The organism is Litorerythrobacter xanthomarinus (assembly GCF_046254955.1).
Lineage (GTDB): Bacteria > Pseudomonadota > Alphaproteobacteria > Sphingomonadales > Sphingomonadaceae > Qipengyuania_C.
In genome coordinates, this window is record NZ_JBJXRG010000001.1 from 1330678 (window position 1) to 1353540 (window position 22863).

Consider the following 22863-nt stretch of genomic DNA (forward strand, 5'->3'; position numbering starts at 1 on the left):
TATTTTTCAGTGCGTTACGAAGAATTCTGCTGCGATACGGCCCAAATTCGGCTCTCTACCCCGTATCAGCCTTTCCCATTTCCTAATGAGTGTGGCACGAATATGGCCAAATGGTTTCAAAGGAAACAGGCTATTCCCGGCGCAGACGCAAGCCGAAGCCGCTCGATGCAGCGAAACTGGAAGAATTGGCGCTGGCCTACGTGGCCCGTTTTTCGACCAGTTCTGCTAAATTGGCGACCTATCTTCAGAGAAAAACTCGCGAGCGTGGCTTTGAGGGTGCCGATGAAGAGGAAGCCGATGTCAGAAGTCTGATCGCAGCTTTGGTCGAGCGATACGTCGAGCTCGGTTACATCGATGATGCGGCCTACGCCCGTTCGCGCGGCGAGGGCCTGCGATCACGCGGCTACGGCGCGCGTCGGGTGGAGCAGGATCTGCGTGCGGCGGGGATCGATGAAGACGTGCGGCAAGACGTCGCGGGCAGCGAGTTTGAAGAACGCCAGAGCGCCTACAGGCTGGCCGAACGCCGCCGATTTGGTCCGTTCGGTGCACCACTTGATCGCAAGATCCGAGAAAAGCAGATTGCAGCGATGGTGCGCGCAGGTCATAGCTTCGATGCTGCAAAGGCGATGGTTGATGCTGCAGACATAGATCGCGCCGCTGACTGGGTTGCAGAAGCCGAAGGAATGGAATGATGATGCGAATCTTTGCTTGTCTGATTGGCGCTGCGCTCATTGCTTGCTCACCGCAATCGGCAACAACTCCGGCAGATGCCTCGACTGGCCAGCCCGCAACGTCATCGGAAGTGCTGCCGCTCGATGCCAAACACCCGATCTCCGGCCTGGATATCATCATCGCCAAGATTGATAGCGGAGAGGAAAACTATGGCTTTGAGGTCGAACTGGCTTCTACTCCGGAAGCGCAAACCCGGGGGCTGATGTTCCGCACCGAGCTGGGCGATTTCGAAGGGATGATCTTCCCTAGCGAGTTTCCGATCCCACGCAGCTTCTGGATGCGCAACACGCCGCTGCCGCTGGACCTGATTTTCATCGGGGAAGATCGCAAGATCCGCAATATCGCCGCGATGGCTGAACCCTACTCACTCGATTCGATCCCGTCTGATGGTCCGGTAATCGCAGTCCTGGAAATCAGGGGTGGGCGTGCAGCCGAACTTGGCATCGAACCGGGCGACACAGTCGAGTGGTAGGTGCAGCCTACGCCTGTCTTCGCGCTTGGCCCCGAGGATCGAATCGGCTAGGCGCGCTGGCATGAGTTTTCTCGGCAAGATCTTTACGTGGTGGGACGGCGCGACGCTCACCACCATGTTGCACACCGCGCGTCACGGCGAGCATGTCGGTACCGATGCGCAGGGCAACAAATATTATCGCTCCAAGCCCAAAGAGGGTCAGCGCGAACGCCGCTGGGTAATCTATGACGGGGCGAACGATTCGAGCCGCGTGCCCGCCGAATGGCATGGTTGGTTGCACGGTGCAGGCGAAGATGTGCCGGAAAGCCATCTTCCGCCGCCGCGCATCTGGGAAGTTGATTACACCCCCAATGCAACCGGAACGCTCAGTGCCTATCGGCCGCAGGGCGCGCTAGAGAGCGGCGGCAAGCGTGCCGGTGCCACAGGCGATTACGAGGCCTGGAGCCCGGACAGTTAAGCCATGCGCCGGGTGGCCGCCTTTGCCGCTGCATTTGCATTGCTATCGGCTTGCTCCGAAGACGCGCCCGAGCCAGGAGCCATCGAGACGGATGTTCCCGATGAGCTGCAAAGCTCGGGGCCGGTGGTCGATCCGGCCGATGCCGGGATCGGGACTCCCATGGAAGAGCGGGTCGCGACCCTGGGCCTGCTGAACAAGCGCAACAATCTCACGCAGGATCTGGAGATGCGACCGGGCGAAACGCGCCGGGTTGGCGATGTGATTGTGCGGCTTCAGGCTTGCGAACGCACCGCGCCTTGGGAGATGCCCAAAGAGACCGGCGCCTTCGTGCAAGTGCTGGTGCGGGGACGCGGAAACGACGCTGATTTCGAACGCGTATTTTCGGGCTGGCTGTTCAAGGAATCACCCTCCCTCAACGTGGTCGAACATCCGATCTATGATGTGTGGGTGAAGGACTGCGCGATGAACTTCGCAGGCGAGACCTCTTGAGTCGCCGCAGCCTCTATCAAGGCATCGAAAGCATTGGGTAACGACGGCGCGGGCTGTTTGGTGGCCAAGTAGAGCTGCTGCAGATATTCAGCCTGGCTGATTGCCTGCGCGCCCAACGAAGCGAGGTGGTCGGTTATGAACTGACAATCGAGCAACCGATATCCCGCATGACGCATGATCGCGACAAGCCATGCAAGCGCAAGCTTCGAGATGTTAGGGCGGCTATTGAACATCGATTCCCCGCAGAAAACGCTTTCGAAACCCACTCCATAGAGCCCGCCGACCAATTCTTCTCCGTCCCAGCATTCGAGTGAATGCGCGTATCCGAGGCGATGCAATGCGCGGTAGCTGTCGATGATTGGTTGGTTGATCCAGCTTTCCGGATGGCCGGGCCGCGGTGCAGCGCATGCTTCGATGACCGCATCAAAATCCTGATTGCAGGTAACACTGATCGGGGAAGTTCGGATCATCTTCTTCAATGAACGACTGCAGCGGAAGTTATCGAGCGGCAAGATGCCGCGTTCGCGCGGTTCGACCCAGAACACCTCTTCCGCTTTGCGTCCGTCCGACATCGGGAAGATGCCGTTGCGATAGGCAAGCATCAGCGTCTCGAGCGGAATAGGTGGTTGGAGCGGCGCATGCATGGCACTGACATCATAACAGTCAGACAGCAAAGCGTCGCGCCTCTTCTCACCGCTTGCCATTCTCATCCGATGGCCCTAGAGCGCGGCGCGCTGCAGGGGTGTAGCTCAGTTGGTAGAGCATCGGTCTCCAAAACCGAGGGCCACGGGTTCGAATCCTGTCACCCCTGCCAGTTCTTCGCGCGCAAATTCTGTGCGCCCTCCCAAACACATCGTTTCCTTTTTTCCGGACACTGCGGGAACCAGAAGCACCTGATTTGCATTGGTATTTGCAAGGGAGGGCATTGTCACAAGGAGACTTTGCGATGTCCAGTCACGTTTATCACACGAGTCGCCCGGATTCATGGGTGCATCCGCGTAGCTATACCGACGCGAGCTTGCGTCGCCGCAAGTATGGCAGGGTGCGTCCGATGGAAGAACCGCCCGGATTTTGGGCGCGCCTGATGGGCTTCCGTTAAGCCCAGTCCGAACGAGATTTCGAATAGGGCCGCTTGCCATTAGGCGAGCGGCCCTTTTTCGTGAGTGTCAGTACTCTTCGGGTTCCTCAGCCGTTTCCGCTGCGAAGTCCTTGCCAGCAGTCTTGTCACCCTTTGCGAGCTTGAACACGACGCCGGACAGTAGCACGAGCGCCAGCAAGTTGGGCAACGCCATCGCCGCATTCGAGATGTCGCCCAAGCGCCAGACCAGTTGCGATGGCTGGGTTGCCCCGACAAAGATCGCAACGCACCAGATCACGCGCCAGATGATATGCAGCACCTTCTCGCCGCCACGGGTCGAGCCCGGTACGCGGTCGTAGATGAAGGTGATCGCGCGCTCGCCATAATAGCTCCACGTAAGGAGTGTCGTGAATACGAACAGGATCAGCGCAGCGCTCACCACCAAGGTGCCGAGTGGGACACCCGCGATCAAGGTTGGGAATGCCGCGCTGTAGGCGGCGATGGTCGTCGCCACACCCGCGGTTTCGACAGTGCTGAGATCGGATTGCCAGACGTGCTCGACTGCTTGACCCGCGCCGGTGAAATCACCCTGGACGGTGAGGATTACCAGCGCAGTCATGGTGCAGATCACCATCGTATCGATGAAGGTGCCAAGCATTGCCATGCGGCCCTGCTGCTCGGGATCGTTGGTCTGCGCCACAGCGTGCGCGATCGGGGTCGAACCTTGGCCCGCCTCGTTCGAGAACAGTCCGCGCGCCACACCGGCCCTGATGGCGATGATAATCAATGCGCCGACAAATCCGCCTTCGGCAGCTTGGTTGTTGAAAGCGCCTGCGAAAATACGGCTGAACGTTTCTGGCAGATCGCTCGCATTGAGGATCAGCGCAATGATGGCCAGCACGATATAGGCTGCCGCCATGAACGGGACGACCTTCTCAGCCACATTCCCGATCGACTTGATGCCACCGATGATAACGATAAACACTGCAATGGCGACGATCAGGCCACCGAGCCAGCGCTCGATCCCGAATAGCTCGTTGAGGCCGGTGGCGACTTCGTTCGACTGGATCGAGTTGCCTGTCACAAGTGCCGAGAAAAGTGTGCCGAGGCAGAAGAGGATGGCAAGCCAGGTATACTTCGGACCCAGCCCCATCATGATGTAGCTCATTGGCCCGCCGCGTTTCACTCCGTCCGACGTCGTTTCACGATAACGGATTGCGAGAGAACCTTCAGCAAAGGCCAGCGCCATACCGATCAACGCGGTTACCCACATCCAGAAGACGGCACCCGGGCCACCCCAGGCAATGGCGAATGCTACCCCGGCGAGATTGCCTGTACCGACTTGCCCCGAAAGCGCTGTTGAGAGCGCTGCGAACGGAGAAATCTCCCCGTCGCCACTGCCCTTGCGGCCCGCAAACAAGCCCTTGAACGCACTGCCGAGCTTGAGGATTGGGTAAAATCTGAGGCCGATCATGATGTAGAGCCCGATACCGAGCAGTATGATCACCATCGGGGGGACTGCAACGCCCCCCAAGCTAAGCCATGAGACCGGCTCTCCGTTCCACTCACCACCCCAAATGAAGTCGGATACATTTACGACTCGATCTACCAGTGTTGGTGATCCGGCCTCGCTAGCTGCCATTTTCGGCTTCCCCTAATGCTTCCCGTCAGAAGCGGCGCAGGCTAGTGGCGCGATCCGACGATGACCAGCCCTAAAGTCGCAAGTGTAACCACTGGCGTGCGTCTCGGCTTGCATTTGGCCAAACTGCGCCCTAAACGGCCAATCGTCTTCCGACATTGGAATCAGATGAAAGCCCCTCCCGGACCTTGTTCGGGGCGGCGCGGAACCCTACCTGAAACCGGTCGCGAACGGCGTGACGCATTTTGACGAGTAAGAGCCCATGGCTGAAAAACAGAGCGCACCGAAGAAGCCCAAGCCCTCGCCCGGCGAGTTCATCCGGCAGGTCCGGACCGAAACGAGCAAGGTGGTGTGGCCCACACGTGAGGAGACAATCCGCACGGCGATCTTCGTGTTCATCATGATGGTGATCCTGTCGCTATTCTTCCTCCTCATCGATTCGATATTCGGCGCTGTCGTCGAGTGGCTCCTCGAACTCGCCTGACCGACCACATAATTACAGGATAACCCATGGCCCGCTGGTACATCATCCACGCCTATTCCGGATTCGAAAACAAGGTCCGCGAATCGATCTTGAGTGAAGCAGAGCGCCTCGGCCTCGCCGAAGCGGTCGAGGCTGTCGAAGTGCCGACCGAAACGGTTACCGAAATCAAGCGCGGCAAGAAGGTCCAGATCGAACGCAAGTTCATGCCGGGCTACGTGCTCGCCAAGCTCAAGATGACCGACGATGTCTACCACCTGGTCAAGAACACTCCGAAGGTGACCGGCTTTCTCGGCTCGAACAACAAGCCGCAGCCGATCTCCGAGAAGGAAGCTGCGCGCTACTTCGGCGGTGTTGAAGAGGCCAAGTCGGCGCCCAAGCGCGAAATCACTGTCGATTACGAAATCGGCGACAGCGTCAAGGTGCTCGATGGCCCATTCGCGAGCTTCAACGGACTCGTCGAGGAACTCGATTTCGACAAGCAAAAGGTCAAGGTTTCAGTTTCGATCTTTGGCCGCGCGACGCCGGTCGAGCTGGAGTTCGAACAGGTCGAACTGGTCAAGTAAAGCCGCGGCGGGCTGCGGCCCTCTGCAATACAGGCCGGGCCGAGGCCCAAGCTACGATTGGCTGTTAGCTGGCCAGCAGTCGGGCATGCCGTGCTCTTGCCAGACCTGCGTCAGTCCGATCCGGTCCGCAAATGCGCCGAAATTCGCGTCCGAGCGGATCATGGCCGAGGAATCAGACCGGTCCCACAGATAGATGGCAATGACCGAGACGCCTGGCAGCAGACCGTTCCACAGCGCGCCGAATAAGTGATCCGCAGAGCCGGTTCGCAAGAAGATATAGGGTAGGAATCCCTCTTCCGTCTTCGGAGCAAGCTTGGCAACCGATACGGCGGCGCCGAGCAGCAGCCTACGAGAAAGTCGGCCGCCCCCATAAATGCCCCGCGCTGCAAATTTGAGGAGGGTCGAGAAGCGCGGCTCGCGGGCGTAGATTACTTTGAAATTGTCGAGTGCATGATCGAACCGCGCGATCGCTTCGGCATTGTCGCTGCGCAGGTAGGCCGCAGCCGAATAGGGTTCATGCGCGCCGAAGAAATTCAGGCTGATGGCGATCTTGGCATGCTGTTCCGCACGTTCGAAATCGCCTGCCGCATTGAGCGCTATGGCAAGGATCATCTGCCTGCGACCTTGCAGCGGATCGGCCGCGACCGCCTCTTCCAGCAGCGGCAGTGCCCGCTCGACGTGCCCGATTATCGCATAGATATAGCCTAGCCACATGGCGGATTCCGCGTCGTGGCTCGACATCTCGTAGGCTGTTTGGGCTGCCGTAAGTGCACCGCTGAAGTCCCGCTTGGCCAGCAGAACCTGCGCCAAGACGGTATGCGCGCGGTAGGCCTGGCCATCGAGTTCCAAGGCGTGCCTGGCTGCATCCTCTGCCGACCAGGTAAGCGCCCTGCGATTTCCAAATGGACTGTGGCCTGCTGCCGTTGCCCGGGCCTGGGCAAGCGCCGCCCACCCTTCGGCAAAACCCTCGTCGATCGAAACCGCCTCTTCGAGCATTTCGACCGCCTGGCCGAGCTCTGCGGGGCTGGAGATCCGCGCAGCCAGGGTCCGCCCTTCGAGATAGAGCGCATGCGCGCGCGGCTGCGGGCGGTAGCGTGCCTGCGGCGGCAACGGGCTCTCGATGGTCGTATGGACAAACGCATATCCTGTGCGCGGCACTGTGCGAATGGGATCCTTCGCCCCGATCTTGCGAAAGCCGCTGCGGCATTGCGAGATCACGCGCGAAAGGTTTTCGTCCGAGCCGAGCTCACCGCCCCATGCGCTGTCGAGCAACTCGCTGCGGCTCAGCACGGCCCCCCGCGCCTTGGCCAGAGCATTGAGCACTGCCATTGCCTTGGGCTCGAGCGCAGCAGCGCTCTGCCCCCTGGAGATACGGTTCTGGCGCGGTTGCACGAGCACGCCGTCGGCCCGGAAGTCCGAGAGGGTTTGTTGCGGTGCTATGATGTGACTTTCAAGGTTTGCGACCGAGGCTATCGGCTTGTCCATTAGGCCCATCATAAGAAGTTCCTAAGGTATTTCAATCCCTTCCGGTGCCAAGGGGAAGGAGGCCGTCCCGCAGTCCCCCTGCGGGGCGGTAACCGGGGGTGTCGCAATCACGCATTGAATGCGGCGATCCGGCGTCCTCGCCACAAGCGAGGAGACAGAAATTGCGTACATCGATCAACTATACCGCCAGCATACTGGCATTGGCCGCAGCCGGTTGGAGCGTCCCTGCATGGGCTGATGGAACGCCCGAATGCAACGACGGCATCGGCGGAACGGACAGCACCGAGTGCGGCACCGGAGCAACGACCGCCAACAACGGCAGCGATTCTACCGCGGTGGGGGCCAATGCGATCACCTTGGCCGATGACGATACCGCCGTTGGGTCCGGTGCACTGGCGAGTTCTTTCGCTAATAACATAGGTGTATTCGGAAGCTACTCGACCGTTTTGTCTCGCGATCCATCGGCAACCAGCCTCGGCAGCGGAGCTACGGCCGTGGGACTGGGCACTTTGGCCCTTGGTGACGGAGCGCTTGCGGGTTTAAATTTAGGATCAGGATTTCAACGTGCCGACCGAGCAACTGCTGTGGGTTCGCGCAGCGAAGCGACTCGCCCAGACGCCACCGCGCTCGGTTTCAGCGCAGATGCTGACTTCCAGGCGATTGCGATCGGCTCAGGATCGCTCGCCTTCAGTCGAGGTGTTGCAGCTGGGTATCAGGCCGAATCGGATAGTAGCGGGGTATCTGTCGGGCAAATTGCGAACGCTGACTTTGTAGCAGTCAGCGTTGGAGCTTCATCGTTTGCGTCGGACGGCGCGGTTGCCGTCGGGGCTGCTTCCACGGCCGGTCCCTACTCCGTCGCTCTGGGGCTCGAAGCCGACGCCGTTGGCGGAGGGAACATGGCCCTTGGTTCCTTTGCAATTACATCGGGGGGTGCAGGCACATCACTAAACATCGCGATTGGAAGTGCGATTGGTTTCTCCCTAGAAAGCAGTTCTTTAGGAGCTTCTGCTCGTACTCGCGATACGCCCACAACGGCCAATGGCGGTGGATCGATCGCTCTGGGGCACGCCACCCAATCCACCGGTGCGAATTCCCTCGCTCTCGGAACCCAGAGCAATGCTTCGGTTGACGACGCCGTTGCGCTGGGCGCAGGTTCGATCGCCGATGTCGCCAATACAGTTTCTATCGGATCGACCGGGTCAGAGCGCCAACTGGTCAATTTGGCGGCAGGCGCTGTCACGGCAACTAGCACCGATGCGGTCAACGGATCGCAGCTGTTCGCGACCGACCAGGCGGTCTCAGTCAATTCCGGTGCAATCTCGCTTATCGATACCGCAACCAGCGCCAATGCGGCGAGCATCGCGGCCAATTCCACTCTTATCGCCGGTAATGCATCGGCGATCGGAGACATTGACACCGCCATCGGTGCCAATACCAATGGCATCGCCGCCAATTCGACCGCCATCGGTACGAATGCGGCGGGGATCGCCAGCAACAGCTCGAATATCGCCGCCAATGCCACGGGTGTCGCGACGAACACCTCGTCTATCGCTGCCAACTCCGCGCGCGTTGCAGATAACGAAACTGATATCGGCGAGCTTTACACCGTGACCGCGGGCAATTCGGCCCAGATCGGGACCAATAGCGTAGCGATCGCTTCCCTCTCTGCTGTGAGCAGCGCGGCGGTGGCGGACAATACGGCGATGATTATGGCGAATACCGGCCGGATCGGCACATTGGAGGGAAGCGTGGACACGCTGTTCGATCTCACCGCCACCATGGACAAGGATGCGCAGCGCGGCATCGCCTCGATCGCGGCGGCGGCGCATCCGCACTTCCCGAGCGAAGCGGGCAAGACCAGCTATGCCTCCAATGTCGCCATGTACCGCGGCGAAGTCGGCTTCTCGCTCGGCCTGATGCACCGGGTACCGGGCGATATGGCGATCACCGCAGGCCTCAGTTACGCGGGCGGCAACTCGGCTGCCGTACGGGCAGGTATCGCGGGCGAATTCTGAGCTGCTGAAGAAGCTGCCGGTCCGGGCCCGTCCCGGATCGGCGGCCAGCTGCGGCGCGTTTTCCTACTGTTGGACCGATCGTTATCATGGGCCGTATGAATAGGCTCCGATCCTGTATCGATATAAGTTCAATTGTCCTGCGCTTCGTCCGCAAGGTTTTGTGCCTTGGACTGTGCTCCATGTGCTCCATCGCGTAGGATTTGCCGCGGGGCTGGATGCGAGTTTTGGCCAGAGGAATCGCTTGCAATCGCGCTCAAAAACGCTATCTGCGCGCGGTCCCGAGGGCTTTGGCCCGAAAGGGAACTCAGTGTGGGAGGCAGGGCGACCTGCTGTTTGACCACTTAACATGAGAGCCAAACAAACCGCGCAACGGCGTGGTGGTTCGACAGTGTGAAAGGAGGCCCATCGTGGCCAAGAAAATTGACGGTTATATCAACCTGCAGGTGCCAGCCGGCATTGCAAACCCCTCACCTCCGATTGGTCCCGCGCTCGGTCAGCGCGGTGTCAACATCATGGAATTCTGCAAGGCGTTCAACGCCGCGACGGACAGCCTCGAAAAAGGCGCTCCGATCCCGACCAAGATCACGGTCTATGCGGATCGCAGCTTCACTTTCGTAACGAAAAGTCCGCCTGCGAGCTACCTGATCAAGAAGGCGATGAAGATCAAGTCGGGCTCGAGCGAGCCGGGCAAGGACATCATCGGCTCGATCAAGAAGTCGCAGCTTGCCGAAATCGCCGAGACCAAGATGAAGGATCTCAACGCCAACGACATTGACCAGGCGGTCAAGATCATCGGTGGCAGCGCCCGTTCGATGGGCATCGAAGTGGTGGAGGGCTGATCATGGCTAAGCAAACCAAGAAGCAGAAAGCAGTCGCCGAACTCGATAACGAGAAGCTCTGGGGCGTCGACGAAGCGATCAAGACGCTGCGCGAGCACAAGGCGAAGTTTGACGAAACGGTTGAAGTCGCCCTGAACCTCGGTGTCGATCCGCGTCACGCCGACCAGATGGTCCGCGGGATGGTTTCGCTTCCTGCCGGTACCGGCAAGGACGTGAAGGTTGCCGTATTCGCGCGCGGCGAGAATGCCGAGAAGGCCGAAGCTGCCGGTGCCGACAAGGTTGGCGCGGAAGACCTGATGGAAGACATGCAGGCGGGCAATCTCGACTATGATCGTGTGATTGCAACGCCCGACATGATGGCTGTCGTCGGCCGCCTTGGTAAGGTTCTGGGTCCGAAAGGCCTGATGCCGAACCCGAAGCTGGGCACCGTCACACCGAACGTGGAACAGGCCGTTAAGGACGCCAAGGGCGGCCAGGTCGAATTCCGCGTCGAGAAGATGGGCATCATCCACACCGGTATCGGCAAGCTCTCGTTCAAGGACGAAGACCTGGCGAAGAACTTCAAGGCGCTGACCGATGCGATCGTGAAGGCCAGGCCTACGGGCGCGAAGGGCCGTTACGTGAAGAAGATCTCGCTGACCTCGACCATGGGTCCGGGCCTCAAGATCGACCTCGCGGAAGTCGAAGGGGCGTAAGTCACTTTCCTACCTGAAAACGAAATGCGAAGGGGCTGGAGGAGTAATCCTCCGGCCCTTTCCTTTTGACTATTCGTTCATCGCCGCTTCGATTGCCTCAACTGTGCGCGGCACGCCATTGCTCATATGCTCGGCGCCGCCCGAAGTGATGCGGTAGTCGTCCTCGATCCGCACCCCGAAACTGCGATCAGGGAGGTAAATGCCTGGCTCGACAGTGAGCGTCGCGTTTTCGGGCAATGGGTCCTGCAAGTCGCCGACATCATGGACATGGAGGCCGATGAAGTGGCCAAGGCCATGCCAGAACGCATCGCCGTGGCCCGAAGCGTCAATCACCGCTTCAGCCGCATCCTGCGCGCTGGAGTAGTACGAGCCTGCCCTCAGCGTTGCGACCGCAGCTGTCTGCGCGTCCAAGACCGTGTTGTAGACGTTGCGCTGCTCATCAGTGAAACGGCCATTGGCGGGGAAAGTGCGGGTGATGTCCGCCGAATAGCCGCCCACGTTGGCGCCGACATCGCACAACACCATGTCGCCATCCTGGATCACCCCGTCGTTGCCTGTATAGTGCAGCACAGCTGTCGCGCGGCCTGTCGCGGTTATGGACGAGAAGCCTAGTCCGTCAGCACCATTTGCGCGGAACGCGTTCTCGATAAAGGCTTTGAGTTCGCGTTCGCTCATGCCCGGCCGAACTGCGCGCATGGCCGCGTTCAGGCCAGCTTCGGTGGCTGCGATCGCCTTGCGGATAAGCGCAATCTCGCGCGCCTCTTTTGCAACACGCATGTCGCGGATCAGTGTGGCGGAGTTGCTGACGCGTGTTCCCGGGACCCGGGAAGCGATGTCACCATAAAGCTTGAGCGATTGCGGCACGGGCGATCCTGGCGATACGACCGGACCAAGGAAGTGCATCTCTGGGTGCCGCGCCGCATGGCTGGTAGTGAAGCCGCCCAGCGATCCGCTGCGAAGTACGCGCTCGAAGCCGGTACGACGTTCCAACTCGGAGCCGTCGGCCAAGCGTGCGCCTTCCCAACGTTCCATTGCGATATCGCGCGCAGCCAGGAACAGGAACTCGCGCGGTCCGCGCTCTTTGCCCGGGACTAGCAAGAGGGCAGCCCCGGCTTCGTCTTGCAGCCCCGTGAGATAGGAAAAATCGTTGTCCTGGCTCGTCAGTGGGTCGAGCCGCCCTTCGGCAAGCGCACGCGCTCCATGCAGGACCGCGACACCGCCGCCCATCTGTTCCATCAGCTTCGCGCGCCGCTCGCGGTATACTTCAGGCGTAAAGGGAAAGGTGCGCGACGGACTGGCGAATTTCGCCGGTCCGGAAAGGTCTTGTGCCCAAGCGCCAGTGCCACTGAATAACGGCATCGAAGCGACCGAGGCCATCCCGCCCAGCAGTTTGCGTCTATCCAGCATTCGGCATCATCCTCTTTCGTTTCTCGCCTCTGGTTATCGTTCCGGATCGGCATCTGGCAAGCGCAACTGGCGCGAATATATCCAGCCGATCCCGATCAGGCTGAAACCTAAGGCCATGAAGCTGGCGATCCGGATCAACCCTTCGAGGCCGGCAGCATCAAAAATGAACACCTTGGCAACCGCAATCAGCATCAGCACCAGCGAACCCACCCGCCAGCTGCGCTCCTTGCGGTGCGCTCCAAGGATAAGAAATCCGATCGCTAGGGCTATTCCGATGACCGAGCGAAGCAGGTCTTCTGTTGGCCCCAGAGGTGCGTCAACCGGGATCGCTCCGGCGAATATCTGGCGTAGAAGAGTGAGTGCTCCGAGGCTGGTGAGCAGGACTACCAGCCCGTCAAAGAGCGGATGCCAGCGTGCGGTCAGCCATGCGCGCAAAGAGAGCGCTGCGGCGGCCGCGATGGCATAGGCCAGCAGGGCGAGGTTCGCGATTGGGGCAGGGCCGACCGATTGGCGGTCCCACAGCGGATTGTGGATGATGCCGGTGTAGAGCGCAAAATGGACTAGCGCGGCTGCAGCAAGAGCGGCGCCAAGGGTGCGCTGGGTTTCGAATTTGTGTGGTGCCTTCATGGCGATCCACGCAGCACCGAGAATGAGTGCCTGCCAGATTGTACGCTCGATCATCCCGTAGTCGACAAATGCGCTGAGAGTTTCAATCGCAAACAGTTGCTTGAACAGAGTATGCAGGCCGGCAAGCGCCAACGTGATGGCAATTGCGCGCAAGGCCAATTGAGCGTGCCTTCCGGCGCTATCGGGAACCCGCAACAGTGCGAGCGCAAATGCTGCTGGCAGGAGCCGCGTCAGGACCTCGAACGGCTCGGGAAGGTCGATGACGAACACCGGATCGCTCGCAAGCGAGGAAAGACCGGCTCCGAGCCACATTCCCAGAGGCTCAAGTGCCCACAAGAAAGCGATGGCGGCCAGTGTGGATTGCGCTGCAATTCGCGCCGGCATGACATAAACCAGCGCGATTGCCAGCAGCGCCGCCATTCCCGCCAGCACGTCCGCAGGAAGGACTTGCGCAAGGGTACCGTAAAACAGTGCGGCCGCCAGCGCTTCGGCGGCTCGCTTGAACTCGATCCGCTGCTCGAGCCAAGCCAGTGCCGCGAATGACGCGGTAACTGCCAGCCATCGCATCAATGCCCGTACGGTTTCGGAGCCACCACTCATGCCAACCACGCGCTCGAACTCGTCAAAGAAATCGGGAGTCGCGATCAGCGCCAGTGCAGCAACCGCGCCGCCGCCCCAGAAGACATTCACAAGCGCGTTTGCGCCGCGCGTGTGACAGAGCCATGCTGCAGCCGCGAGCGAAGGCAGGGCCGCTACCGGCGCACTCCATGGGGGCGTAACCATCAGCATTGCTGTGAAGACCATGGCCAACCCGCTCGCGCATAGCGCGGCGAAGCTAGTGGGCCGAACCCGATCAGCAATCAGCCATGCCCCAACCAGCGGCAGCGATGCCAAGACTGCAGTGGCCAAAGCGAGCAGTCCTTCGACTGAATTGCCATCAAAGCTTCCGAATTGAGAATATGCCACCATGGCGAGCGCAAGCGGGACGGCACCAATCTGCGCCAAGTCGAGCAAGCGCTCTCGTTGAAGGTAAGCGAGAGCGAGAGGCGCTCCAGCAAGGATTACTGCGAGCGATGCCGCTACTAAGGCAAAGAAGCTGGCGGAAGGATCGGGCCACTGCATCAGCAGGAAGACACCGATCGCGGCCGCGAATGCCGACGCCTCGCGGACCTTGTCGTTGCGCCAACCAAGGTAGGCTAGTGCTGCGGCCATCAAGAGATAGAGCCCCCAAGCCAATTCTGAGTATCCGCCTGCATCGACGAGGACAGCCAGTTGCATGCTCGCCAGCGCAGCCGCACCGAGCCGGAGGTAGCGCGTAAATCGCCCCGCCGAAGCGAGAGCTGGAAGCACCGCGCCGAGCACAAGGAGGTAGAGGCCGACGGCGAAGACTTCATTCGTTCCGAAGTCTCCCGTGAGGAGAAGCAACGCGCCCCAGCCAAGCCCCCCGACCAAGGCGGCAATTGACATCCATTGCCGCTTCTGGCGATCTCCTGTGAAAGTGAGCCCTGCGGTGACGAGGCCCAGGTAGAGCGCTAGCAAGGGGATGTTGCCGCCATCGCTGCCGACGAGCGCCGGGGCGGCGAAACCACCAACAAGACCCAGCACCGCGCTTGGCAAGCCGAAGCGGAAAGACAAGCCAATTGCGGAAGCGGTCACGCCGGCAAGACCGAGGAACGCAACGACCTTTCCGATCAGCCCGTATTGCGTTCCGGCGAGGTAGAACCCGGCATAGAGTGTCGCCAATCCGGCTCCAGCTAGCGCTTGCGCTACGCGTTCGTCCGGAACCTTTTCGTTGAATTGACGCGCCAGCTCCGCTCCTCCGAGCAACAGAATGCCGAACAGGAAGGCCATTGCCACGCGCACGGTTGGGGTGAGTAGGCCTGCTTCGATTGCAAAGCGCACAAGGAAAACGCCAGCGACCGCCAGTGCTACTCCGCCACCCCAGATTGGCAGTTTGCGACCAAAGATGTCTTCGAAATCGAATGCGAATTTGGGCAGCTCGAAGCGGGGCCTGGCCGGTTGCGGCGGATCAGCCTTCTGTTCGGTTGCTACGTCCGCTGGGGCGCCTTTGCCGGGCCTGCCAACCTTGAGCACCGCGGGCGGCGCTTCACGCTTGGCAGCAATCTTGGGCACTGTCGGCTGCGGCTCTTGTTCATCCGGCGCCGCTTCTTGCCGCGTTTCGTTTTCGGCTGGGGGGCTGCTTGTCAGCAAGTCGCGAAGCTGGATAAGCGTTCGTTCCTGAAGATCATCGATAGCTTCGAGGCGCCGCTCGGCGCGGTCGAGCCGGTTCCAAAGATACGCGACAATTCCGGCGAGGCCGAAGATCATGAGCCAGGTCATGTTCGCCCCTCCTGTCGTCCTTTAGTGAAGCCCGCTAGCCGGCACGTTTGTCAGATCCCGCCGGGCGTAAAATCGAAGCCGGCCGTGCCAAGGCCATCGCACAGGGTATCGACGCAGCTTTTCAGCAGGTTCTCGTCGGTCGAGCGAACCACGAAGTTGGCACCGACTTTCCCGTCGCGGAAGAAAGGGTAACTGCCGATCTGGCAGTCCTCGTGGGCTTTCTCCACTTCGCGCAAGATGTCGGCGACTTCGCTTTCGGGTGTCCAGCAACCTACCGTCTCGGAAAGAAGCGGCGCGCCGCCCTCCAGTGTGCCGGTCAGCGCATCGAGCATGCCGGCGGTGATGTGCGGCACCCCCGCCATCAGGTGGACATTGCCGAGTTTGATGCCCGGCGCGCCGGACATGCGATTGGGGATCAGCTCCGCGCCAGCCGGCACGCGCGCCATGCGCAGCCGCGCCTCGGTCAACCCGCCCGGCTTGTCAGCGTAATACTTTTCGAGGATCGCGCGGGCCGTGGGGTGCACGATGACATCCACTCCCAGTGCGGCTGCTATCGCATCGACGGTAATGTCGTCATGCGTCGGGCCGATCCCGCCCGTAGTGAAAAGGTAGTCATAGCCTTCGCGCAGCGCATTCACCGCTTCGACGATGCGCTCCATGATATCGGGGACGACGCGCACCTCGGAAAGGCGTATGCCTTGCACCTGTAGCCAGCTGGCGACCTGAGCAATGTTCTTGTCATGCGTGCGGCCGGAGAGAATTTCGTCACCAATAATGACGAGACCTGCGGTCCATATCTTGTCTTTGGAACTCATGATCACGGGCTTAGGAGGAAATCAGCCCTTGCGCTACTCTGCAGCTTCAAGCTGTTCTTCAGCCCGCATTGCGTTAGCCCTGCTTCTGCGAAATTCGAGCACACCATCGTCAATCGGGCTGCTTTTCATATACTCCCGATCATGCAGGTAGTCATGATTGAGCCTCCAAGGATCGCTTGCTGTGCTGTGCGGCAATGCTTCTCTTGATCGCTGAACATAACCCGATTCCAGGGCAAAAGAATTGATTGGTTCGAGACCGTGATCATCCGGGAGAAATGCCACTGCGAAATCATACCCGCCGTCCTTGATGTGCGCCAGAACGCGGCAAGTGTAGTCTGCTAGAAGGTCGAACCTCAGTGTCGCACCGGCATTGGTATACGGTACGGGATGGGTAAGATTGGGGACATTCGAAATCATCGCGCTCTTGTAATAGAAGTGATCGTCCGGGACGAATTTTTGCCCGTCAACCGCAATGTCGACACCGCCGGCCATCAGCAAGGTAATGCCAGTCGCAGTGACAATGATGTCCGCCGGAAGCAAGCGCCCATCCTCCAACCGGATACCGCCTTTCTCGAACCCATTAATCCTGGCTGTGACGATCTCGGCTTTGCCATCATTAATGGCCTCTAGTAGATCGCCATCCGGCATGAAGCACATGCGCTGATCCCACGGATTATAGGGCGGCGTGAGATCTTCTTCCCGATAGTTATCGCCAAGAATCTTGCGGTTCTCTGCTTCGATTTTAGCCCGCACTTCGTCTGGGAATTCTTGTGCCCGCTTGAACATCTTGTCTTGGTTCTGGATATTCAACCAACGCAGAAGCCGGTGCGCAGTTTTCTCGGGCAGAACAGTGCGGACGAAGCTATAGATCTTGCTCGCAAGCGGCATAGAACGAAGATACGTTGGCGTCCGTTGAAGCATGAGCACTTTCGCAGCAGTCTGCGCCATAACCGGAACGATGGTTACTGCTGTCGCTCCAGATCCGATCACCACGACATTCTTGCCTGAATAGTCGAGTTCCTCTGGCCAGAACTGTGGATGTACGACAGTGCCATCGAACTGAGAGAAATCGAAGCCGGGATCGTGCGGTTCGTCGTAGCTATAGTATCCTGAGCCGAGGTAGATCCATTTTGCCGTGACAGCAGTAGATTGACCGTCGGTAGTTTCAAGCTGGACCGTCCAAAGACCTGCGGAACTATCGAATTCGGCAGATACGACTTTGTGGCCGAAGCTAATGTTCTGGCCAATCTCGTATTTGTCGACCACCTGTTGTAGGTAGTTTACGATGAGCTCTCGCTTGGCGATTGTTTCTTTTTCGCGCCAGGGCTCAAACTCATAGCCTAACGTATACATATCGCTGTCGGAACGGATCCCTGGATAGCGGAACAGGTCCCATGTCCCGCCGATATTCTCGCGCTGTTCGACTATGCAATATGAATGCCCGGGCAGCTTCATCCGTAAATGCGCGGCCATGCCAATGCCCGAGATACCTGCTCCAACGATCAATACGTCGAAATCGCTTTCGCTCGCGCTCATTCATCCATCTCCTGTTGACAATAGTGTAAGCGACGGCGGGTTGGCGCACAAGTAATGGATTTCAGCTTGCAACTGACTATCATGCCAGCGAAAGGGCGCAGCATGTTGCGACCGCTTCTACTAACGGCGAGTGCTCTCGCCCTTTCCTCTCCCGCTTCGGCACAAGTGTACGACGCTTCTGATAGTTTGACTGAGAATTCCGAAGGATCGGATCCGGAAATCGTCGTCACTGCACGGCTGCCCGAAGCGCCGGGAACAGCTGCCTATTCAACTGTAGAGATTGAGCGGGACACGATCCTCACCGCCCCCTCAGGACGGATCGAGGACGTTCTGGGCAGTGTCGCTGGTTTCCAGCAGTTCCGTCGCTCGGACAGCCGCTCTTCCAACCCTTCTGCCCAAGGCGTCACGCTGCGCGCGCTCGGGGGAAATGCCACGAGCCGCGCACTCGTCTTGCTGGACGGGGTGCCGATTGCAGACCCGTTCTTCGGCTATATACCCCTGTCATCAATCATGCCGGAAAGCTTGCAGGCGATCCGGGTCACGCGTGGGGGCGGGTCTGGTCCTTTCGGGGCAGGAGCGCTGGCTGGGACAATTGAACTCGATAGTGTGGACTACCGACCGGGCAGCCCGGTAACTGCCGGTTTTCTCGCTAACCAGCGCGGCGAGACCGAGGCCAGCGCATTGGGATCGGCCCGGCTCGGAGCCGGATTTGTCACTGCGACGGGGCGTTGGGACCGAGGCAAGGGCTTCTTTACAACCCCGCTAGACCAGCGCGTTCCAGCAACCGCGCGTGCCGCCTTCGAAAGTTTTTCGGGCTCCATAAGAGCGGTAACTCCGATCGCCCCGACAATTGACCTGCAAGCACGGATCGCAGCCTTCGATGATCGGCGTACCTTGCGATTCGAAGGGGCGGATAGCTCAAGCGAAGGTCAGGATGCTTCGCTGCGACTGGTCGGACACGGGCTGTGGCAGTTCGATGCACTGGCCTATGTCCAGTCGCGCAATTTCTCCAATGAAGTGATCAGTTCGACGCGGTTTGTCCGTGTACTGGACCAGCGCAACACGCCTTCCACTGGGATTGGCGGGAAGTTTGAGCTGCGCCCACCGATGGGCGAAGGTAAGGTGCTGCGCCTTGGCGTAGACTATCGCCGTGCTTCAGGAGAGTTGCAGGAAGAAGCCTATAGCGCCTTCACTCAAGCCTTGCGTGAACGCCGCAGGGCCGGTGGCGCGACATCCGATCTCGGCTTCTTTGCCGAGCATGACTGGACATTGGGTCGATTGGTCCTGACTGGCGGCTTGCGTGCCGATCACACCCGCGTCACCGGTGGGCTCTATCGTGCCGTCGACCCGCAGGGTGATCTGGTAAGCGAGGTAATCGCCGATGATCGCTCGGACTGGTCCGTCACCTACCGCGCAGGCGCTCGGCTTGGTCTAGGCGAGGCACTAAGCGTTCGGGGTGCAGCCTACAGCGGCATTCGTTTGCCCACGCTCAACGAGCTTTATCGTCCCTTCGTGGTTTTTCCGGTGGTGACTGAAGCTAATGCCGAATTGCGCAATGAGCGGCTGGAAGGCTTCGAAATCGGCTTGGACTTCCAGCCTTCCGAAGGACTGAACCTCGCTCTGACAACGTTTGATAACCGGGTCGAGAATGCGATTGCCAATGTGACGCTGGAGCCGAACTTGCGCCAGCGGCAGAACCTGCCGGCAATCGATGCGCGCGGGCTTGAGTTTGAGGCGGGTATCGAAAGTGGTGATTGGCGCTTCAATGGGTCGCTGATCTATACCGATGCCGAAGTCGATGGTAGCAGCGCATCGCTGGCCTTGGATGGCAATCGTCCTCCGCAGGTACCGCGTTTCTCCGCTTTTGCTCGGATGTCTTGGGAGCCGGCAAAGGGATGGCTCGCCGCGTTCAGTTTGCGGCATGTCGGCAAGCAATTCGAAAGCGATCAGGAAAGCGATGTCCTTCCTGCAGCGACGACCCTCGGAGCCTACTTTGCTGCGCCGCTAGGCGCAAAGCTTCAGCTCGTCGTACGCGCCGAAAACATCACCGATGAGGAAGTGGTGACCCGCAATTCAAGGGGGGCGACCGATCTGGGCGCGCCGCGAACACTATGGGCGGGCATGCGCTACGGGTTCTGATCAAACCGGGGCGGGATGATTCGGGTCCGATCAAGACGCGCAGCTTTGAAACATGGTCGTGAGCCGCACGGCTCAGTCAACCTATGTTGCCCCAATACAACAGGAAATTGTGAACGTTCATTTTTGTCTTGTGAACGCTCACAATAAGGGTTAAGTCGGAGCTCAGTGACAGAGTAATGCTGTCAATGTGATCGGGATCATGGAGGAACAATGTCTCAGGCAATCTTCAGTCGCAAAGCGCTTCCGAGCCGCTTCGCCGCACTCACAACTGCATCTGGCCTAGCTCTCTGCGCTTTAGCGCCGCCGGCTTTCGCACAGGATGCCGATACCACTGAGCAGGCGGAAGAGCCTGAAGTCTCCAATACAATCGTTGTGACGGCTGATCGTCGCGAGCAAAACCTCCAGGACTATGCCGGTACTGCTGCGGTATTCCAAGGCGATGACTTACGCTCCAGGGGCATTCAGGATATCACCGATTTCAATGACGAATTGCCCGGCCTCACGGTCGCCAACAATGGTGGCAATGTTGAAATCTGGATTCGCGGCGTCGGTTCATCGAACAATACCGAACTGGGTGATCCTGCTGCGGCGTTCCATTATGATGGCGTCTACGTTCCGCGCCCAGCAGGCATTGGATCAGCCTTCTTCGACATCGAGCGGGTCGAAGTAAACATTGGCCCGCAGGGTACCTTGCGTGGCCGAAATGCCATGGCAGGTTCGGTCAACGCCATTGCCTGGAAGCCAGGCATTGGCATCTGGGATGCGGAGCTGGAAGTGGGATATGGCAACTACGATCACGCCGAATTCCGTGGCATGATCAATGTGCCGATCGGCGAAAAAGCCGCATTCCGGTTCTCTGGGATGTATCTCAAGCACGACAGCTACTACAACAATGTCGGACCGATCCAGAACATCGACGTTGCCGAGGCGGAAGACAACAAGGCGTTTCGCGCCCAGTTCCTCTACGAACCAACTGATCGTCTCTCCGTCCTTCTTGCTGGTGACTACATCCACGAGGAAGGAACCGGCTATACAGGCACCAATTACGCCAATCCGCTTGGTGAGGGCATCGATCCTCGCGACATCGAGGATCCGCGCGATGTGATTGCCAACGCTTTCACGCCGATCCTTGACAACAAGCACTATGGATTGCGCGCAACGGTTTCGTATGAAGCTGACCCTTTCACGATCGAGTTTACCAGCAGCTATCGCGATCTCGTCGCCGACTACGACGCTACAACACCGCTGACGCCGTTCTATCCCGGAGTGCTGGATAACCTCGCAACACGCGACGACGTTTTGGCTGCACCGCTACCGGACGGCAGCCAGCCTTTGGTGGATCCAGACATTGTACTCAACGAGGTGTTTGACAACTGGTCACGCTTCCAGTCGATCACCGACTCAGAAAGCTACTTCAACGAGCTGCGGATCTTCAATTCCGAAGGTCCGTTCATCTGGTCGCTCGGTGGAATGTATTTCAAGGAAAACCAGCGGGCCTTCCTCGGCTCGACCGGTGACCGCGGATTGTTTTTCCAAGGCGTCGAGTTTGTCATGCCCGATGTCGATGCTGAGAGCTGGGCCGTCTATGCCGATGCAACTTGGGAAGTAAGCGACAAGTTCCGCGTGACCGCTGGCATCCGTTACACTGATGACCAGAAGAGCCGCCAAGGTGTTGCTGTTCGTTATGGTCTCGCTCTGGGCGACGGAAACTTCAATTGCTGTGGTGGTGCCCGCTACGGCACTGAAGGGTTTGAATTTGCCGCATTTGACCGCACTCTTTTCAACGGCGACATCGATGGCGATGGCACCATTACCGATCAAGAAGTCTTCGACTTCTGGCTAAACGGTGTCGCGCAGTTTGGTTTGCGGGATAACGTCGATGACATTCTTTTGAATGGAGCGCAGGGTTTCTTCGCAACACCCAATGGCGAAGGTGGCGAAATCCTAACCACAGAGTGCATCGACACAGTCACTGGAGATTTTTGGACCTGTAACGGATTCACGCAAGATCCCAACTGGGCTGGCGGATTTTTCCCAGGCAATCCAGGCGCCTTTACTTATGCGGTGCCATTTCAGGGACAGATCTTCGAGCAGGATGGAGCAATCGCAGACAACTTTGTCGATTGGCGACTTCGCGCTGAATACGACATCACGCCGGACAATCTGGTTTACGCCCTTGTCGCTAGTGGCCACAAGTCGGGCACGTTCAACGACAACCTCGGTAGCAATGGCTTCGTTCCAACCACGGATACTGAGAACGTGATCCTGTACGAACTTGGTACCAAGAACCAATTCTGGTTGGGTGATATCAAAGCCACTCTCAACGGCTCTGCATTCTACAATGACTATAAGGACCAGGCATTCAGCGCTCTGGTCGCTGTTGATACAATTGTCGATTTCGAGACAGAATTGGGCAACACTGTACCTCTTCCGGAAGGTACATCGGGGCAGCTTGTTGTTGGTTACAACTTTAACGCGGCCGACTCGGAAATCTACGGCATCAATGTCGAGGGCGGTCTTGATCTTCCGGCGGGCCTAAACTGGGACTTCAACGCCCTGTGGCTCGAAGCCAAGATCAAGGATTCGATCGATATCCCTGATTTCCGCTATCAGTCTGATGTAGATGCTGTGAATGCGGTATTCCGTCCAATCACCGGCAATCGGATGCCGCGCACGCCGCGCTGGCAACTCAATACATCCCTGTCGCAGAATATCGATGTCGAATCAGGATCGCTCGATTGGGTGGTTTCAGCGGGCTATCGTTCCTCAACTTTCCAGACGATTTTCAATTCGATCGACTTCAATCCTGACGACGATGCCGAAGAGCGTCTGAATGACGTCGTTACCGGCTACTGGACCTTCGATCTAGGTGCGGGATACAGCCATGGCGATGACGGCAAGCTCCGCTTCGAAGTCTATGCCAACAACGTGACCAACAAGCAGAAGGAAGCGGCGATTATCATCACGCAGTTCGACAACACTCGTTTCTTCACCCGGCCGCGCACATACGGCGCACGTATGCGGGTTAAATTCTAGACCGGATCAAAACCG

General features: G+C 59.0%; 19 protein-coding genes and 1 tRNA gene. 13 read left to right on the forward strand and 7 right to left on the reverse strand.

Features of this window, described 5'->3' with window-relative positions:
* Nucleotides 1-110: 110 nt before the first annotated feature.
* The 4 genes from ACEWMW_RS06705 to ACEWMW_RS06720 all read left to right on the forward strand — a co-directional run bounded on the left by ACEWMW_RS06705 (nucleotide 111) and on the right by ACEWMW_RS06720 (nucleotide 2150).
* Nucleotides 111-692, forward strand: coding sequence for a regulatory protein RecX (locus ACEWMW_RS06705; RefSeq protein ID WP_409413118.1), 582 nt, complete (start codon nucleotides 111-113; stop codon nucleotides 690-692).
* The gene (locus tag ACEWMW_RS06710; protein ID WP_409413119.1) at nucleotides 689-1204 is read left to right on the forward strand and encodes a DUF192 domain-containing protein; all 516 of its coding nucleotides are present in this window, start codon (nucleotides 689-691) and stop codon (nucleotides 1202-1204) included. Before ACEWMW_RS06705 ends, ACEWMW_RS06710 begins: the two co-directional genes overlap by 4 nt.
* 61 nt (nucleotides 1205-1265) lie before the next feature.
* Nucleotides 1266-1661 carry an NADH:ubiquinone oxidoreductase subunit NDUFA12 gene (locus ACEWMW_RS06715; RefSeq protein WP_409413120.1) on the forward strand — a complete coding sequence of 132 codons (396 nt, stop codon included), beginning with the start codon at nucleotides 1266-1268 and terminating at the stop codon, nucleotides 1659-1661.
* 3 nt (nucleotides 1662-1664) lie between these two features.
* Nucleotides 1665-2150 (forward strand): DUF2155 domain-containing protein, encoded by a 486-nt coding sequence (locus tag ACEWMW_RS06720; RefSeq protein ID WP_409413121.1) that lies wholly within the window; start codon nucleotides 1665-1667, stop codon nucleotides 2148-2150.
* Here the strand turns inward: ACEWMW_RS06720 and aat are convergent.
* Nucleotides 2096-2860 (reverse strand): leucyl/phenylalanyl-tRNA--protein transferase, encoded by a 765-nt coding sequence (aat, locus tag ACEWMW_RS06725; RefSeq protein WP_409413122.1) that lies wholly within the window; start codon nucleotides 2858-2860, stop codon nucleotides 2096-2098. The two genes, ACEWMW_RS06720 and aat, sit on opposite strands and share 55 nt — an antisense overlap.
* 28 nt (nucleotides 2861-2888) lie before the next feature.
* On the opposite strand from aat, the gene ACEWMW_RS06730 reads away from it, so the two are divergent.
* Nucleotides 2889-2964: transfer RNA gene (locus ACEWMW_RS06730), tRNA-Trp, on the forward strand.
* A gap of 132 nt (nucleotides 2965-3096) precedes the next feature.
* Nucleotides 3097-3249 (forward strand): hypothetical protein, encoded by a 153-nt coding sequence (locus ACEWMW_RS06735; protein ID WP_409413123.1) that lies wholly within the window; start codon nucleotides 3097-3099, stop codon nucleotides 3247-3249.
* Between the two features lie 67 nt (nucleotides 3250-3316).
* Here ACEWMW_RS06735 and ACEWMW_RS06740 read toward each other — a convergent pair whose 3' ends face one another.
* Nucleotides 3317-4870 carry an alanine/glycine:cation symporter family protein gene (locus ACEWMW_RS06740; protein ID WP_409413124.1) on the reverse strand — a complete coding sequence of 518 codons (1554 nt, stop codon included), beginning with the start codon at nucleotides 4868-4870 and terminating at the stop codon, nucleotides 3317-3319.
* A gap of 259 nt (nucleotides 4871-5129) precedes the next feature.
* Here ACEWMW_RS06740 and secE point away from each other — a divergent pair, with 259 nt between their 5' ends.
* Complete coding sequence (gene secE / locus ACEWMW_RS06745; protein WP_409413125.1) at nucleotides 5130-5351, forward strand: preprotein translocase subunit SecE; 222 nt, start codon at nucleotides 5130-5132, stop codon at nucleotides 5349-5351.
* A 26-nt stretch (nucleotides 5352-5377) separates the two neighbouring features.
* Nucleotides 5378-5914, forward strand: coding sequence for a transcription termination/antitermination protein NusG (nusG, locus tag ACEWMW_RS06750; RefSeq protein WP_409413126.1), 537 nt, complete (start codon nucleotides 5378-5380; stop codon nucleotides 5912-5914).
* 51 nt (nucleotides 5915-5965) lie between these two features.
* Here the strand turns inward: nusG and ACEWMW_RS06755 are convergent, their stop codons facing one another.
* The gene (locus ACEWMW_RS06755; protein WP_409413127.1) at nucleotides 5966-7399 is read right to left on the reverse strand and encodes a winged helix-turn-helix domain-containing protein; all 1434 of its coding nucleotides are present in this window, start codon (nucleotides 7397-7399) and stop codon (nucleotides 5966-5968) included.
* A 161-nt stretch (nucleotides 7400-7560) separates the two neighbouring features.
* Here ACEWMW_RS06755 and ACEWMW_RS06760 point away from each other — a divergent pair, with 161 nt between their 5' ends.
* From ACEWMW_RS06760 to rplA, 3 genes are all read left to right on the forward strand, one after another.
* On the forward strand, nucleotides 7561-9414 hold the full coding sequence (locus ACEWMW_RS06760; RefSeq protein ID WP_409413128.1) for a beta strand repeat-containing protein: 1854 nt from the start codon (nucleotides 7561-7563) through the stop codon (nucleotides 9412-9414).
* 407 nt (nucleotides 9415-9821) lie between these two features.
* The gene (gene rplK, locus ACEWMW_RS06765; RefSeq protein ID WP_409413129.1) at nucleotides 9822-10253 is read left to right on the forward strand and encodes a 50S ribosomal protein L11; all 432 of its coding nucleotides are present in this window, start codon (nucleotides 9822-9824) and stop codon (nucleotides 10251-10253) included.
* A gap of 2 nt (nucleotides 10254-10255) precedes the next feature.
* Nucleotides 10256-10948, forward strand: a complete 693-nt coding sequence (gene rplA, locus ACEWMW_RS06770) for a 50S ribosomal protein L1 (protein WP_409413130.1) — start codon at nucleotides 10256-10258, stop codon at nucleotides 10946-10948.
* Nucleotides 10949-11017: 69 nt separating this feature from the next.
* Here the strand turns inward: rplA and ACEWMW_RS06775 are convergent, their stop codons facing one another.
* Genes ACEWMW_RS06775 through ACEWMW_RS06790 form a run of 4 tightly spaced genes read right to left on the reverse strand, consistent with a single transcriptional unit; the run spans nucleotide 11018 to nucleotide 17673 of the window.
* Nucleotides 11018-12355: an aminopeptidase P N-terminal domain-containing protein gene (locus tag ACEWMW_RS06775; RefSeq protein ID WP_409413131.1), complete on the reverse strand. Its 1338-nt coding sequence runs from the start codon at nucleotides 12353-12355 to the stop codon at nucleotides 11018-11020.
* A gap of 33 nt (nucleotides 12356-12388) precedes the next feature.
* Complete coding sequence (locus ACEWMW_RS06780) at nucleotides 12389-15322, reverse strand: DUF2339 domain-containing protein (protein ID WP_409413132.1); 2934 nt, start codon at nucleotides 15320-15322, stop codon at nucleotides 12389-12391.
* Nucleotides 15323-15372: 50 nt separating this feature from the next.
* Nucleotides 15373-16137: a competence/damage-inducible protein A gene (locus ACEWMW_RS06785; protein ID WP_409413133.1), complete on the reverse strand. Its 765-nt coding sequence runs from the start codon at nucleotides 16135-16137 to the stop codon at nucleotides 15373-15375.
* Nucleotides 16138-16170: 33 nt separating this feature from the next.
* The gene (locus ACEWMW_RS06790; protein WP_409413134.1) at nucleotides 16171-17673 is read right to left on the reverse strand and encodes a flavin-containing monooxygenase; all 1503 of its coding nucleotides are present in this window, start codon (nucleotides 17671-17673) and stop codon (nucleotides 16171-16173) included.
* A 102-nt stretch (nucleotides 17674-17775) separates the two neighbouring features.
* On the opposite strand from ACEWMW_RS06790, the gene ACEWMW_RS06795 reads away from it, so the two are divergent.
* A complete protein-coding gene (locus ACEWMW_RS06795; protein ID WP_409413618.1) occupies nucleotides 17776-19812 on the forward strand; it encodes a TonB-dependent receptor in 2037 nt (678 codons plus the stop codon).
* A 210-nt stretch (nucleotides 19813-20022) separates the two neighbouring features.
* The gene (locus ACEWMW_RS06800) at nucleotides 20023-22848 is read left to right on the forward strand and encodes a TonB-dependent receptor (RefSeq protein WP_409413135.1); all 2826 of its coding nucleotides are present in this window, start codon (nucleotides 20023-20025) and stop codon (nucleotides 22846-22848) included.
* Nucleotides 22849-22863 lie beyond the last annotated feature (15 nt).